Annotated in this window: 10 protein-coding genes; 6 read left to right on the forward strand and 4 right to left on the reverse strand. The window is 73.2% G+C overall.

Going from position 1 to position 14,913, the window contains the following annotated elements; all coding sequences use genetic code 11:
- Positions 1–33 precede the first annotated feature (33 nt).
- Positions 34–1,032: a LacI family DNA-binding transcriptional regulator gene (locus ACIBPB_RS14290; protein WP_396840034.1), complete on the reverse strand. Its 999-nt coding sequence runs from the start codon at positions 1,030–1,032 to the stop codon at positions 34–36.
- Positions 1,033–1,278: 246 nt separating this feature from the next.
- On the opposite strand from ACIBPB_RS14290, the gene ACIBPB_RS14295 reads away from it, so the two are divergent.
- On the forward strand, positions 1,279–3,315 hold the full coding sequence (locus ACIBPB_RS14295) for a glycosyl hydrolase family 28-related protein (RefSeq protein WP_396840035.1): 2,037 nt from the start codon (positions 1,279–1,281) through the stop codon (positions 3,313–3,315).
- 40 nt (positions 3,316–3,355) lie between these two features.
- On the opposite strand, the gene ACIBPB_RS14300 is transcribed toward ACIBPB_RS14295, so the two are convergent.
- Together ACIBPB_RS14300 and ACIBPB_RS14305 are read right to left on the reverse strand one after the other, a co-directional pair.
- On the reverse strand, positions 3,356–7,879 hold the full coding sequence (locus tag ACIBPB_RS14300; RefSeq protein WP_396840036.1) for a HAMP domain-containing protein: 4,524 nt from the start codon (positions 7,877–7,879) through the stop codon (positions 3,356–3,358).
- Positions 7,880–8,187: 308 nt separating this feature from the next.
- Positions 8,188–8,997: a SigB/SigF/SigG family RNA polymerase sigma factor gene (locus ACIBPB_RS14305; RefSeq protein WP_396840037.1), complete on the reverse strand. Its 810-nt coding sequence runs from the start codon at positions 8,995–8,997 to the stop codon at positions 8,188–8,190.
- A gap of 373 nt (positions 8,998–9,370) precedes the next feature.
- On the opposite strand from ACIBPB_RS14305, the gene ACIBPB_RS14310 reads away from it, so the two are divergent.
- Complete coding sequence (locus tag ACIBPB_RS14310) at positions 9,371–10,843, forward strand: cellulase family glycosylhydrolase (protein ID WP_396840038.1); 1,473 nt, start codon at positions 9,371–9,373, stop codon at positions 10,841–10,843.
- Positions 10,844–10,888: 45 nt separating this feature from the next.
- Here ACIBPB_RS14310 and ACIBPB_RS14315 read toward each other — a convergent pair whose 3' ends face one another.
- Positions 10,889–11,791: a diiron oxygenase gene (locus tag ACIBPB_RS14315; protein WP_396840039.1), complete on the reverse strand. Its 903-nt coding sequence runs from the start codon at positions 11,789–11,791 to the stop codon at positions 10,889–10,891.
- 48 nt (positions 11,792–11,839) lie between these two features.
- Between ACIBPB_RS14315 and ACIBPB_RS14320 the strand changes: the two genes are divergently transcribed.
- The 4 genes from ACIBPB_RS14320 (at position 11,840) to ACIBPB_RS14335 (ending at position 14,519) form a co-directional block, all read left to right on the forward strand.
- A complete protein-coding gene (locus ACIBPB_RS14320; RefSeq protein ID WP_396840040.1) occupies positions 11,840–12,544 on the forward strand; it encodes a TetR family transcriptional regulator in 705 nt (234 codons plus the stop codon).
- On the forward strand, positions 12,541–12,846 hold the full coding sequence (locus ACIBPB_RS14325; protein WP_396840041.1) for a DUF4873 domain-containing protein: 306 nt from the start codon (positions 12,541–12,543) through the stop codon (positions 12,844–12,846). The genes ACIBPB_RS14320 and ACIBPB_RS14325 overlap by 4 nt, the downstream gene beginning before the upstream one ends.
- On the forward strand, positions 12,843–13,484 hold the full coding sequence (locus ACIBPB_RS14330) for a YdcF family protein (RefSeq protein ID WP_396840042.1): 642 nt from the start codon (positions 12,843–12,845) through the stop codon (positions 13,482–13,484). Before ACIBPB_RS14325 ends, ACIBPB_RS14330 begins: the two co-directional genes overlap by 4 nt.
- 270 nt (positions 13,485–13,754) lie before the next feature.
- Positions 13,755–14,519, forward strand: a complete 765-nt coding sequence (locus ACIBPB_RS14335) for a glycosyltransferase family 2 protein (RefSeq protein WP_396840044.1) — start codon at positions 13,755–13,757, stop codon at positions 14,517–14,519.
- Positions 14,520–14,913 lie beyond the last annotated feature (394 nt).

Consider the following 14,913-nt stretch of genomic DNA (forward strand, 5'->3'; position numbering starts at 1 on the left):
GCGGTTCGCGGTCGGCGGCCGGGACGGCCTGGTTCAGCGCGGCGCGGGCGCCGTGGAGCCGCGCACCACCAGTTCGGGTTCGAAGAGCAGCTCGTCGTGCAGCACGCCGGCCCCTTCGATCTGGGTGACCAGCAGGTCCACCGCGGCCTGCCCCATCGTCTCGATCGGCTGCCGCACCGTGGTCAGCGGCGGGTCGGTGCAGGTCATGAACGCGGAGTCGTCGAAGCCCACCACGGAGACGTCGGTCGGCACCACGCGCCCGAGCCGGCGGGCGGCCCGGATCGCGCCCAGCGCCAGCACGTCGCTGGCACAGATGATGCCGGTCACGCCGCGCTCCACCAGCTTGGTGGCGGCCACCCGGGCGCCCTCCATGGAGAAGCTGGACCGCTCGACGAACTCCGGGCCGTCGGCCCACCCCGCGGCCTGGACCATGGCGTCGAGCTTGCGCCGGGACGGCACGTGCCCCTCCGGGCCGAGCACGATGCCGATCCGGTCGTGCCCCAGCGAGCGCAGGTGCCCGTACGCCTGCTCCACTGCCACCGCGTCGTCGGTGGAGACCCGGGGGAAGCCCAGCTCGTCCACGCCCGCGTTGACCAGGACCACGGGCAGGCCGCGGTCGGTCAGCCGGCGGTAGTGCTCGTGCGCGGCGTCGGCCAGCGCGTACGACCCGCCCGCGAAGATGACCCCGGAGACCTGGTGGTCGAGGAGCATCTCGACGTAGTCCGATTCGGAGACCCCGCCGATGGTGCGGGCGCAGAGCGCCGGGGTGAACCCGCGCTGGGCGAGCGAGCCGGTCACCACCTCGGCGAGGGCCGGGAAGATCGGGTTCTGCAGCTCGGGCAGGACGAGGCCGACCAGGCGGGCGCGCTCGCCCCGCAGCTTCGTGGGGCGCTCGTAGCCGAGCACGTCGAGCGCGGTCAGCACGGCCGTCCGGGTCGCCTCCGACACGCCGCCGCGACCGTTGAGCACCCGGCTCACGGTCGCCTCGCTGACGCCCGCCTTGCGGGCCACCTCCGTCAACCGTTTCGTCACGGCGGCAATCGTACGTCGTGTTCTTGCAAGAAATGAACAGCGACCGGGGCGGGCGACGGCGGCCGGACTAGCCGGAGCCGGTTTCGGCCGCCCCGAACGCCCTTCGAGGATCCGAAAGATTCGGACAGGTGGACGCTTGAATATCGACAAACCTCGGGAATAACATGAGGCACCCTCCGGCGGGGCGCGCCCTCACCCGCGCCGAGGCCACCACCGTCTCCCGTCCCCCGGAAAGTGGGTAGTCCCATGCAGCGGAGCGTGGCAGGCGCGGCGGGCCGTCGCCCGTCGGTGCCGATCGTCCGGATCGTCGCGGCGGCGGGCGCCGCCCTCGCGCTGGCCGTACCGGCCGGGAACGCCGCCGTGGCGGCCGGCCCCGCCGGGCCGGCCCCGGTGATCACCCGGGCCGGCCTCGACCCCGCGCTGGTCGCCGGGCGCGGGGCCAGCGTCGACTTCGTCGAGCAGGAGGCCGAGCACGCGCGCACCACCGGCACCGTGATCGGCCCGGACCGGGCCGCCTACACCCTGGCCGGCGAGGCGTCCGGGCGGCGCGCCGTGCGCCTCTCCCCCGGCCAGTACGTCGAGTTCACGCTCCCGGCGACGACCGACGCGCTCACCGTCCGGTACAGCATCCCCGACGCCCCCGGCGGGGGCGGCATCACCGCGCCGCTGCAGGTGCGCGTCGGCCGCGAACCGGTCCGCACCATGACGCTCACCTCGCGGTACGCCTGGCTGTACAACCAGTACCCGTTCACCAACGACCCGGCCGCCGACCTGCTGCACCCCGACTGGTGGATCACCGAGTGCGGCTGCGTGCCGGCCGCCACCACGCCGGCGCCCACCGTCACCAGGCCGTTCCGGCCGCACCACTTCTACGAGGAGCAGCGGCTGCTGCTGGGGCGCCCGCACCGGGCCGGCGAGGTGGTCCGGCTGACCGCGCCCGCCGGCACCGCCGCGGCGTGGACGGTGATCGACCTGCTCGACTCGCACCGGGTCGGCCCGCCCCGGGTGGTGCCCGGCGCGGTGAACGTGCTGGCCTTCGGCGCCGACCCGTCCGGGCGGCGGGAGTCCGCCGACGCGTTCGACCGGGCCGTGGCGTACGCCCGCCGGGCGCACCGCACGCTCTACCTGCCGCCGGGGACCTACCAGGTGAACCGGCACATCGTCGTCGACGACGTGAGCATCGCCGGGGCCGGCAGCTGGTACACCATCGTCCGGGGCCGCGAGGTCGCCCTGGACACGCCGGCCCCGGACGGGTCGGTGCACACCGGGGTCGGCTTCTACGGCCGGGACGCCGCCGACGGCGGCAGCAGCGACGTGCACCTCTCCGGCTTCGCCGTCGAGGGCGACGTGCGGGAACGGGTCGACACCGACCAGGTCAACGGCGTCGGCGGGGCGCTCAACCACTCCACCATCGACGGCCTGTACCTGCATCACACCAAGGTCGGCATGTGGTTCGACGGGCCGATGACCGACCTGCGGGTGACCCGCACGGTCATCGCCGACCAGATCGCCGACGGGCTCAACTTCCACACCGGGGTAACCCGCTCCTCGGTCTCGCACACCTTCGTGCGCAACACCGGCGACGACGGGCTCGCCATGTGGTCGGAGAAGACCGGCAACGTCGGGAACACCTTCGACCACAACACCGTGCAGTCGCCGGTCCTGGCCAACGGCATCGCCCTCTACGGCGGCACGGACCTCACCGTCTCGAACAACCTGATCGCCGACCCGGTCCGCGAGGGCAGCGCCATCCATGTCGGCTCCCGGTTCGGCGCCGAGCCGTTCACCGGCCAGCTGCGGATCACCGACAACACCACGGTCCGGGCCGGCACGTACGAGCTGAACTGGAACATCGGCCTCGGCGCGATCTGGTTCTACGCCCTGGACGGCAGCATCGACGCCGACATCCAGGTGGTCGGCGACGCCTTCCTCGACAACACCTACAACGCGATCATGCTGGTCAGCGACTGGCCGGTGAAGGACAGCTACGCGATCAGCAACGTACACTTCCGGGACATCCGGGTCGACGGCACCGGCACCTCGGTGGTGAGCGCCCGGACCGCCGGCTCGGCGTCGTTCGCCAACGTGGACGCCCGCAACGTCGGCGCGGTGGGCGTCAACAACTGCGGCTCGTTCCACTTCACCCCCGCCGGGTCGGAGTTCACCCTGGCCGACCTCGGCGGCAACGACGGCGGCTGGCTCGCCCCGTGGCTGCTGCCCAACACCATCACCTGCGACGACCGGCCGCCGGTCGTGCCGCCGCCCGCCCCGGCGCCGTGGTGAGCTGACCCGCGTACGGCCCGGCGGGCGGTCGCCCGCCGGGTCAGCCGGTCAACCAGCGGTGGATGCAGCTCAGCAGGTCCTCGGCGTCGACCGGCTTGGTGACGTAATCGCTGGCGCCCGAGGAGATGCTCTTCTCCCGGTCCCCGCGCATCGCCTTCGCGGTGACCGCGATGATCGGCAGGTCCGCGTAGCGGGGCATCGCGCGGATCGCGGCGGTCGCCGCGTACCCGTCCATCTCCGGCATCATCACGTCCATCAGCACCAGATCGATGTCGTCCTGGCGCATCAGCGTCTCGACGGCCTTGCGGCCGTTCTCCGCGTAGACCACGTCCATGCCGTGCAGTTCGAGGATGTTGGTGAGGGCGAAGACGTTGCGCGCGTCGTCGTCGACCACCAGCACCGTGCGGCCGGACAGGTCGCGCACCACGGGGTCGAGCACCGGGGGCCGGTCGGCGGCCGGCGCCGGGAACGCCGGCAGCCGCTCCGGGCCGTCCGCCGTCAGGTGCAGCACGATCCGCTCCCGCAGCTCGTCGAGGCTGCCCAGGATCTCCAGCGGGCGGTCGACGGCCATCCCCTGCCACAGCGCGTCCTGCCCGGCGGCGAGCGGCTGCCCGTGGTACGCCAGCACCGGCAGCCCACGCAGGCCGGCGTGCTCGTGCAACGCCCGCAGCAGCGCGCCGCCCTGGTCGTCGCCCGCGTCGAGCCGCACCACGACCAGCTGATGGCGGTGCCCGGCGAGGGTACGCACGGCCGCCTCGACGGTGACCGCGGTGGTCACCTCCACCGGCCCGCCGGTCTCCGCCACCACACCTCGGGCCAGGAGCGTGAGCAGCCCCTTCTCGTGCGTCTCGAGGACCAGCACCCGGCGCTGCTGCTGCTCCACCCAGCGCTGCGCCTCCCCCGGCGCGGCGGCCCCGCCGAGCGGCGCGGCAGCCCCGGTGACCGGCGCGGTGACGCTCTGCGCCGGCAGCGGGGCGGCGATGGTGCTGGGCAGGTAGAGGGTGAAGGTGCTGCCCTGGCCCAGCACGCTCTGCGCGGTGATCTGCCCGCCGAGCAGCCGGGCGATCTCCCGGCTGATCGACAACCCCAGGCCGGTGCCGCCGTAGCGCCGGCTGGTGGTGCCGTCGGCCTGCTGGAACGCGTCGAAGATGGCGGTCAGGTGCTGCTCGGCGATGCCGATGCCGGTGTCGATGACCCGGAACGCGATGATCGTCTCCGCCGGCGGCAGGTCCGCCGGCAGCTCCTCGGGCCGGGCCCGTTCGATGCGCAGCTGCACCCGACCCTGCTCGGTGAACTTCACCGCGTTGGAGACCAGGTTGCGCAGCACCTGCCGCAGCCGCTGCTCGTCGGTGTGCAGCCGGTCCGGCACGTCCGGGCCGGTGACCAGATCCAGCTCCAGCCCGCGCGGGGTGGTCAGCGGGCGGAACGTGGCGTCCACGTAGTCGCGCAGCGCGGACAGCTCGAACGTCTCCGGGTTGATGTCCATCTTGCCGGCCTCGACCTTGGACAGGTCGAGGATGTCGTTGATCAGCTGGAGCAGGTCGGTGCCGGCGGAGTGGATGACGGTGGCGTACTCCACCTGCTTGGCGGTGAGGTTGCGGTTGGGGTTCTGCGCCAGCAGCTGCGCGAGGATGAGCAGCGAGTTCAGCGGCGTACGCAGCTCGTGGCTCATGTTGGCCAGGAACTCGGACTTGTACTTCGAGGCGAGCGCCAGCTGCTGGGCGCGGGCCTCCAACTCCTGGCGGGCCTGCTCGATCTCGGAGTTCTTCGTCTCGATGTCGTGGTTCTGCCGGGCCAGCAGCGCGGCCTTCTCCTCCAGCTCGGCGTTGGACCGCTGAAGTTCCTCCGAGCGGGCCTGCAACTCCTCCGAGCGGGTCCGCAGCTCGGCGGCGAGCCGCTGGGACTCGGTGAGCAGCACGTCGGTCCGCGCGTTGGCCACGATGGTGTTCACGTTGACGCCGATGGTCTCGGTGAGCTGCTCGAGGAAGTCCCGCTGGATCTCGGTGAACCGGCCCATGCCGGCCAGCTCGATGACGCCGAGCACCTGGTCCTCGAAGAGGATCGGCAGCACCATCAGGTGCAGCGGCGCGGCGGCGCCCAGGCTGGACGAGACCGTGACGTAGTCGGCCGGCACCGCGTCGACCACGATGGCCCGCTTGCTCAGGGCGGCCTGGCCGACCAGGGAGTCGCCGAGGACGAACCGGCGGCGGGTGGCGTCGTGGCCGTACCCGCCGACCACCCGCAGGCCCCGGCCGCCGGGGCCGTCGTCGACCAGCAGGAACGTGCCGAGCTGCGCGGAGACCAGCGGGGCCAGCTCGTTCATCACCAGCCCGGCGACCACCTCCAGGTCCCGGTGGCCCTGCATCAGACCGGAGATGCGGGCGAGGTTGGTCTTGAGCCAGTCCTGTTCCTGGTTGGTCCGGGTGGTCTCGCGCAGCGACTCCACCATCGAGTTGATGTTGTCCTTGAGCTCGGCGACCTCGCCGGAGGCGTCCACCGTGATCGAGCGGGTCAGGTCGCCGGTGGCCACCGCGCTGGTCACCTCGGCGATGGCGCGCACCTGCCGGGTGAGGTTGCCGGCCAGCTCGTTGACGTTCTCGGTCAACCGCTTCCAGGTGCCGGAGACCCCCTCGACCTCGGCCTGACCGCCGAGGCGCCCCTCGCTGCCGACCTCCCGGGCCACCCGGGTCACCTCGGCGGCGAAGCTGGAGAGCTGGTCGACCATGGTGTTGATGGTGGTCTTGAGTTCCAGGATCTCGCCGCGCGCGTCGACGTCGATCTTCTTGGTCAGGTCGCCCTGCGCCACCGCGGTGGTCACCTGGGCGATGTTGCGCACCTGGCCGGTGAGGTTGTTCGCCATCGAGTTGACGTTGTCGGTCAGGTCCTTCCAGGTGCCGGCCACGTTGGGCACCCGGGCCTGGCCGCCCAGCCGGCCCTCGGTGCCCACCTCCCGGGCCACCCGGGTCACCTCGTCGGCGAACGCGCCGAGCGTACCGACCATGGTGTTGATGGTCTGGGCGAGCACGGCGACCTCGCCCTTGGCCTCGACGGTGATCTGCCGGCTCAGGTCGCCCTGGGCCACGGCGGTGGCGACCAACGCGATGGACCGCACCTGGTTGGTGAGGTTGTTCGCCATCTCGTTGACGTTGTCGGTCAGGTCCTTCCAGGTGCCGGCCACGTTGGAGACCCGGGCCTGGCCGCCGAGCCGGCCCTCGGTGCCGACCTCCCGGGCCACCCGGGTCACCTCGTCGGCGAACGCGGACAGCTGGTCGACCATCGTGTTGATGGTCTCCTTCAGGGCGAGGATCTCGCCGCGGGCGTCCACCCGGATCTTCTGGGTGAGGTCGCCCTTCGCGACCGCGGTGGTGACCTCGGCGATGCTGCGTACCTGGGCGGTGAGGTTGTCCGCCATGACGTTCACCGACTCGGTCAGGTCCTTCCAGGTGCCGGAGACGCCCTTCACGTCGGCCTGGCCGCCGAGCCGGCCCTCGGTGCCCACCTCCCGGGCCACCCGGGTGACCTCGTCGGCGAACGACGAGAGCTGGTCCACCATCGTGTTGATGGTGCTCTTCAGCTCCAGGATCTCGCCGTGCGCGGTCACGGTGATCTTCTGCGACAGGTCACCCCGGGCCACCGCGGTGGCCACCTGGGCGATGCTGCGGACCTGGTCGGTGAGGTTGCCGGCCATCGAGTTCACCGAGTCGGTCAGGTCACGCCAGGTGCCGGCGACCCCGCTGACCTGCGCCTGACCGCCGAGCCGGCCGTCGGTGCCGACCTCGCGGGCCACCCGGGTGACTTCGTCGGCGAACGACGAGAGCTGGTCCACCATCGTGTTGATGGTGCTCTTGAGTTCGAGGATCTCGCCCCGGGCGTCGACGGTGATCTTCTGCGACAGGTCACCCCGGGCCACCGCGGTGGTCACCTGGGCGATGTTGCGGACCTGGCTGGTCAGGTTGCCGGCCATGAAGTTCACCGAGTCGGTGAGGTCACGCCAGGTGCCGGCCACGCCCGGCACCTCGGCCTGGCCGCCGAGCCGGCCCTCGCTGCCGACCTCGCGCGCCACCCGGGTCACCTCGTCGGCGAACGACGAGAGCTGGTCCACCATCGTGTTGATGGTGACCTTCAGCTCCAGGATCTCGCCGCGCACGTCGACGGTGATCTTCTGCGACAGGTCACCCCGGGCCACCGCGGTGGCCACCTCGGCGATGTCGCGGACCTGGTCGGTCAGGTTGCCGGCCATGGCGTTCACCGAGTCGGTCAGGTCCTTCCAGGTGCCCGAGACGCCCGGCACGTCCGCCTGGCCGCCGAGCTGACCCTCGGTGCCCACCTCCCGGGCCACCCGGGTCACCTCGGAGGTGAACAGGGAGAGCTGGTCCACCATCCCGTTGAAGACGGTGGCGATCTCGCCGAGCAGCCCTTCGGCGTCCTCCGGCAGCCGGGTGCCGAAGTCGCCGTCCCGTACCGCGGTGAGCCCGGCCAGCAGTTGGCGCAGGCCCGGATCGGCCACCGGCGCCCCGGTCGTCGGGGCCGCTTCGCGTCGCCGCGGGATCGTCTGGTCGACCACCACTACCGCCTTCGAAACTGACAGCCGAGCGGCGGATGGCGCTCGGCAATGATTGCATCCGCGCAAGTATGCACAAGCCCGCCCCGGCCCGCTGGACGGCGGGGCGGGCGCAGCCGAAAGCCAGGCCGGTCAGCCGGTCAGCCGCTGAGCCGGGCGCCGGGCGGGTGGGCCGGTGGGCCGCCGGGCGGGTGGACAGAAACGCACCGCCACCGGAGGGAGCCGGTGGCGGTGCGTGGGGCCGGGGGCGAGGCGGTAGCGCTCGCCGGACCGGAAGGCGGGTGCCGGGCGGTTGGTCCGCCCGGGGTGGATCAGGCCTCGGTGAGCTGGCCGCGCAGCTTGGTCAGCGCGCGGGCGAGCAGCCGGGAGACGTGCATCTGGGACACGCCGACCCGGGCGGCGATCTCGCTCTGGGTCAGGTTGCCGTAGAAGCGCAGGGTGAGGATCTTCTGCTCGCGCTCGTCGAGGGTGGCCAGCGCGGGGCCGAGCGAGGCGCGCAGCTCGGCCAGCTCGTACTCGTTGTCCTCGGCGCCCAGGGTGTCGCCCAGCTCGGTGGCGCTCTCGCCGTCGCCGATCGGGGTGGAGAGCGAGACGGCGTTGTAGGCGCGGGCGCCCTCCAGGCCCTCGAGCACCTCTTCCTCGGTGATGTCGAGGTGGGCGGCGATGTCGGCGACGGTCGGCGCCCGGTTGAGGGTCTGGGTGAGGGTGCCGTTCGCCTCGGAGATGCGCAGCCGCAGCTCCTGGAGGCGGCGCGGGACCCGGATGTTCCAGGTGCGGTCGCGGAAGTGCCGCTTGATCTCGCCGAGGATGGTCGGGATGGCGAAGCCGGCGAAGTCCACGCCCCGGGAGGCGTCGAACCGGTCCACCGCCTTGATCAGCCCGAGGGCGGCGGTCTGGGCCAGGTCGCCGGTCGGCTCGCCCCGGCCGCTGTAGCGGGCGGCGAGGTGGTTGGCCAGCGGCAGCCACGCCTCGATGACCTGGTTGCGCAGCGCCGGCCGCTCCGGGTGCCCCTCGGGCAGCGCGGCCAGGGCCGCGATCAGCTCACTGGCGCGGGTCTCCTCGCCGGTCACCGCCGCACGGTGCGCCTCGGTGGTCGTCGGCGCGATGGTCGTCGTGGTCATGCTGCCCTTCCTGTCCGAGGAGAACTGGTGCTCCCCAAGCACCGGTTGTGCCAGTCACCCTAGACCAAAGGTTGCGGCCATATCAACCGAACGGCCGATGGATGTATCGCCCAGACGTACGCATTACGGGCGAGAAACCGCGAGACCGGGGCGGTACGCCGCCCGTGAGCGTGGACACCACCCGCCCCGCCACCGGGCGCGGCCGGTGCCACGCCACCAAGCGGCGGCCGGGCGGACATCGACGACCTTGCACCGCGCGGCGCACCCCTCTATCGTCGTGGGAGCGCTCCCGAGGCTGCCGCCGCGTCCGACTCACCGGGCGAGTTCGCGACGGGCACCGTCCACTCCCCACCCCGCAGATGGGACGACCCGCATGTCCTCGATTCCGCGCCCGCCCCGGCGCACCCTTCTGGTGAGCGGCGCCGTCGGCGCCCTCGCCCTGGCCGCGACCGCCGTGCTGCCGATGACCACCGCCGCGGCGGCGACCGGCTGCGCCGTCACCTACACCACCAACTCCTGGCCGGGCGGCTTCACCGCCAACCTCACCATCCAGAACCTGGGCGACCCGGTGAGCGCCTGGACCCTGGGTTTCACCTTCCCCGACTCGGGCCAGCGCGTCACGCAGGGCTGGTCGGCGACCTGGCAGCAGAGCGGCAGCGCGGTCACCGCGCAGAACATGAGCTACAACGGCGCGCTCGGCAGCGGGGCGAGCACCACGATCGGCTTCAACGGCGCGTGGACCACGGCGAACCCGGCGCCGACCGCGTTCACCCTCAACGGCACGACCTGCACCGGCGGGATCAGCCCCAGCACCGCCCCGCCGACCACGCCGCCGCCGACCACCCCGCCGCCCACGACTCCCCCGCCGACCACCCCGCCGCCGACCACTCCCCCGCCACCGACCGGCACCACGCCGGTGGCGATCAACGGCCAGCTCCGGGTCTGCGGGGTCAACCTCTGCAACCAGTACGGCCGGCCGATCCAGTTGCGCGGCATGAGCACCCACGGGTTGCAGTGGTTCGCCAACTGCTACAACGACGCCTCGCTCGACGCGCTCGCCGACGACTGGCAGGCCGACCTGCTGCGCATCTCGATGTACGTGCAGGAGAAGGGTTACGAGACCAACCCGAGCGGCTTCACCAACCAGGTCAACACGCTGGTGGACAAGGCGGAGGCGCGCGGCCTGTACGCGCTGATCGACTTCCACACGCTGACCCCCGGCGACCCGATGTACAACCTGGACCGGGCCAAGACCTTCTTCGCCGCGGTGTCGGCCCGCAACGCCGCCAAGAAGAACGTGATCTACGAGATCACCAACGAGCCGAACGGCGTGAGCTGGTCCACCATCAAGAACTACGCCGAGCAGGTCATCCCGGTGATCCGGGCCAACGACCCGGACGCCGTGGTCATCGTCGGCACCCGGGGCTGGTCGTCGCTGGGCGTCTCCGAGGGCGGCAACTCCGACGAGATCGTCAACAACCCGGTCCGGGCCGACAACATCATGTACACGTTCCACTTCTACGCGGCGTCACACCAGGACACCTACCGCAACGAGCTGCAGCGGGCGGCCTCCCGGCTGCCGCTGTTCGTGACCGAGTTCGGCACGGTCACCTACACCGGTGACGGCGCGGTCGACGCCGCCAGCAGCACCACCTGGCTCGACCTGCTCGACCGCCTGAAGATCAGCTACGCGAACTGGACGTACTCCGACGCCGGCGAGGGCAGCGCCGCGTTCCGGCCGGGCACCTGCAACGGCGGCAGCTACGCCGGCACCGCGGTGCTCACCGACTCGGGGAACTTCATGCGCAACCGCATCCGTACCCCGGACAGCTTCCCCACCTCCTGACGGCCGCGACCGGCGGCGGCGCCTCGGGGTCGCCGCCGGTCGCCCTCAGCCCTCGATCAGGCCGGCGCGGCGCCAGAGCAGCCGGCCGGGGCCGGCCACCAGGCCCAGCTCGGTGAGGTGGTCGGCGATCCGCTGCGCGGACCAGCGCAGCGTCGCCTGCCAGTGCGGGTTCGCGCGGGCCGCGGCCTGGCCGACCTCGGGCGCGATGCCGACCGCCGCGTACGCCTGCGGGTGGACCAGGCGGCGGGTGATGGAGTACGCGGCCCGACCGATCACCAGCCGCGCGTAGCCGAGCGCGACCGGGCCGGCGGACTCGACCTGGCGGGCCAGCTCGTCCCGGGCGAAGCGGACGTGGCGGGCCTCCTCGACCACGTGGATCCGGGACACCATCCGGATCAGCGGCTGCAACGACTCGTCGGCCATGATCTCCCGCTGGAAGGCGTCGAGGATCTCCTCGGCGATGAGGATGGCCGCGTACATCTGCGGCCCGGTCGCGGTGGCCTTGAGCCAGCGGCCGAGCGCGTGGTCCACCCGGTCGGCCCGGTAGACCGGGCAGCCGGTGGCCTCGATGAGCCGGCCGAACATGATGGAGTGCCGGCACTCGTCGGCGACCTCGGTGAGCGCGTACTGGGCGTGCCGGCTGGTCGGGTCGGCGTCGTAGTAGTGCCGGATCAGCATCTGCATGAGGATCGTCTCGAACCACAGCCCGGCGCTGGCCGCGCTGGCCACCTCGTGCTTGGTCAGCTCGATGCGCTGCGCCTCGCTGAGCCCTTCCCACAGGGCCGTGCCGTAGAGGCTGCTGCGCTGCGGCGGCAGCCAGTACGCGTCGGGCCGGGGTGGCGCCGTCCAGTCGATGTCGACGGTGGGGTCGTAGCTGGTGCGCACCGAGGCGGCGAGCAGCCGGGTGGCGACGGCCTCGCGCGGGAAGCCGGTCGACGTGCCCTCCATGGCCCCTCCCCATTGACGTAACTTCGGGTAACTGTTACGAGTGGTAGCATGCGACCCACCTCCACTGATGTCAATGCCCCGGACCCCGCCGGGGAGCCCCGCGCCGGGCGGCGGGACCGCTGGGCCGGCCACCGCGAGCAGCGCCGGCAGGAGCTGATCGGGGCCGCCGTGCAGGCGCTGCTCCGCCACGGCCCACAGGTCGACATGGACCAGGTGGCCGCCACCGCCGGCGTCACCAAACCGGTCCTCTACCGGTACTTCGCGGACAAGGCGCAGCTCTGGCTCGCGGTCAGCGAGGTGGTGGCGACCCGCGTCGTGGACAGCATCGCCCCCGCCATCGAGCAGGTCCGCGAGGAGCGCGCGCTGGTCGAGGCGACCATCGACGCGTACCTGCGGGTGATCGAGTCCGAGCCGACGCTCTACCGGTTCCTCATGCACCAGGCCGGCCACCCCGGCATCCACCAGGTGGTCGCCGGCACCAGCCGCCAGGTCGCCGCCGGGCTGGCCCGGGCCATCGGGGACCGGCTGCGCGCGCTCGGCCTGGACGCCGGCCCCGCGGAGCCGTGGGCGTACGGGCTGGTCGGCTTCGTGCAGGCGGTCGGCGACTGGTGGACCACGCACGGCCAGCCGATCCGCCGGGAGGCCCTCACCGACTACCTGACCACCCTGCTGTGGAGCGGCATCGAGGGGGTGCGGCGCGGCGCCGACCTGCCCGCCGAGCTGGCCCGCGCGCACGAGCCGGTCGACCGGTGAGCTACCACGGCCCGGCGTGGGTCGCCGACACCGCGGTACGGCTGCACGCGGCCGCCCGCTGGGAACCGGTCGACGGCCGCTACCACTGGGCCGGGCGGATCGAACCGGACCCCCGGATGGTCCGGCTGCTCCGCTCCGGCCGCCGCGACGTGCCGGTACGCGTCGGCGAGCGGGTCTGCCGGGCCCGGCTGGCCGAGGTCGACCCGTGGGGCGGCGTGCGGATCACCGGGGTCGGCGAGCCACCCTGGCCACCCGAGGCGGACGGGGATCCGGCCGGCCCCGGACGTACCGTGGGGGGATGACCTCACCGACCGCCACGGTGCTGCTGGTCTTCGGCTGCGGCGTGGTGGCGGACGGCCACGGTCACCGGCTGACCGCCGAGGGCGAGGCGCGCACCCGGGCGGCCGTCGCGTACGTCACGGCGCACGCCGCCGAGTTCCGCCGCGCCGCCCTGCCCCGCGTCGTCTTCACCGGCGGGTGGCCCCTGGGCAGCCCCGAAGCGGCCTGCCCGCCGGCCGGGTGCCGCGAGGCCGAGCTCATGCTGGCCCGGGCCCGCGCCGCCGGCCTGGACCGGTACGCCGACCTGCACGCCGAGACCCGCTCCCGGACCACCCTGCAGAACCTGGTGCACACCGTCGAGGACGGCCTGCTCGCCGGGCACGAGTTCGACCCGGCGCGCCCTCTCGGCCTGGTGTCGCACCCCTGGCACCTGCCCCGGATCCGGTTCCTCGCCGGCAAGGTGCTGCGCCTGTCCGGCGCGGCGCTGCTGGAGGTCGCGGCGGCGGACACCGCCACCGGTCGGGCCCGGCGTCGCGAGCGGGCGATCCGGGCCGCCGCCCGGCTCGGCTACCTCGGCGTGCACACCCCGGCCGGGTTGCTGCGCCGGGAGCGCGGCATCGCCCGCTCCGCGCGGCTGCTCAGCGGCTGGACCCGGCGGTAGCGCCCCGGCCCGCCGCCGGTCGCCGGCCGGGTGCTGCCCAGCCCGCCTGGTGGCCGCCGTGCCGGGTGGTCGGCCCGCAGGGTGAGCTGTGGTCGCCCCTGCGGGCGGTCGACGGCGTGGCGGCTTCGGACGAGGCGAGACCTCGCGGCGGACGCCCGTGCGCCGCGGTGATTGGCCGCCCGGTGCTCCGGGTAGGACGGACGTCGATCGGTGGAGCTGATCCACGACGGCGGCCGTAGCCGCCGGAGCGTTCGACGCGCGGGAGGTTCGGTGATCGTTCTGGTGCCGGTGTACCAGCCGGGCAAGGACCTGCTGCGTCTGGTCGACGACCTGGCCGACGCCGGCTGGGACGGGCCTCCGGTCGTGGTGGACGACGGCAGCGGCCCGGGCGCGACGGCTGTGCTCGCGGCGGCCCGCGAGCGGGGCTGCACGGTGCTGCGCCGCCGGGTCAACCGGGGCAAGGGCGTGGTGCTCAAGACCGGCTTCCGGTACGTGGCCAGCCACCACCCGGGCCGCGACGTGGTGTGCGTGGACGCCGACGGGCAGCACCGGGCCGGCGACGTCAGGCTCGTCGCGCAGCGGATGCGGGACACCGGCGCGCTGACGCTCGGCGTGCGCCGCTTCGCCGGCGACGTGCCGCTGCGCAGCCGGTTCGGCAACGCGGTCACCCGGGAGGCGTTCCACCTGGCCACCGGCTGCCCGCTGCGGGACACCCAGACCGGGCTGCGGGCGTACCCGGCGCGGCTGCTCGACCGGCTCGCCGCGATCCCGGGCAGCCGCTTCGAGTACGAGATGAACGTCCTGCTGCACGCGGTCCGCGACGGGTGGCCGATCGAGCAGGTGGAGATCCCCACCCGCTACCGGGGCGGCAACTCCGCCTCGCACTTCTCCGCCCTGGTCGACTCCGCCCGGATCTACGCGGCGCTGGCCGGCTTCGCGGCGACCAGGCCGCTGGCCGGTGCCCGGTCGTCCGGCCCCGGCCCCTCGACCGGCGCGCCGCCGGCGCCGGCCGACCGCCCGGCAGCTCGCCGCTGATCCGGTGCGCCCGGCCGGAGCGCCTCGGCACGGCCGGGGCCGCCCATCCCGCGTTGTCGGGCCGGTGGAGGGAGTCGGAATGCCGACTGCGGACCCCTCGGGCGGGTGTCGGGACTCCGGGCGGGGCCACCGTCGTGGCAGCATGACCGCGCCGTAGCGCGACCGTGCGGGTACCGACCGTCACGGTCGCGCGCCGTCCCGGAGGAGCCCGATGACCCATCCTGTCCCGCCGCCGGAGCCGGCCACCGGCGAGCCGGCCGAGCGACGCGTGCCGTCGCCGATGCGCCCGCTGGGCATCGTGGCCGACGTCGGCGGCGTGGCCGGCCTGGCGATCGCCGTGCTGCACCAGGACCTGCTGCTGGTCGCCGTCGCGGTGGTGATCGTCCTGCTGCTG

This window comes from Micromonospora sp. NPDC049836 (genome assembly GCF_044465125.1).
GTDB lineage: Bacteria > Actinomycetota > Actinomycetes > Mycobacteriales > Micromonosporaceae > Micromonospora.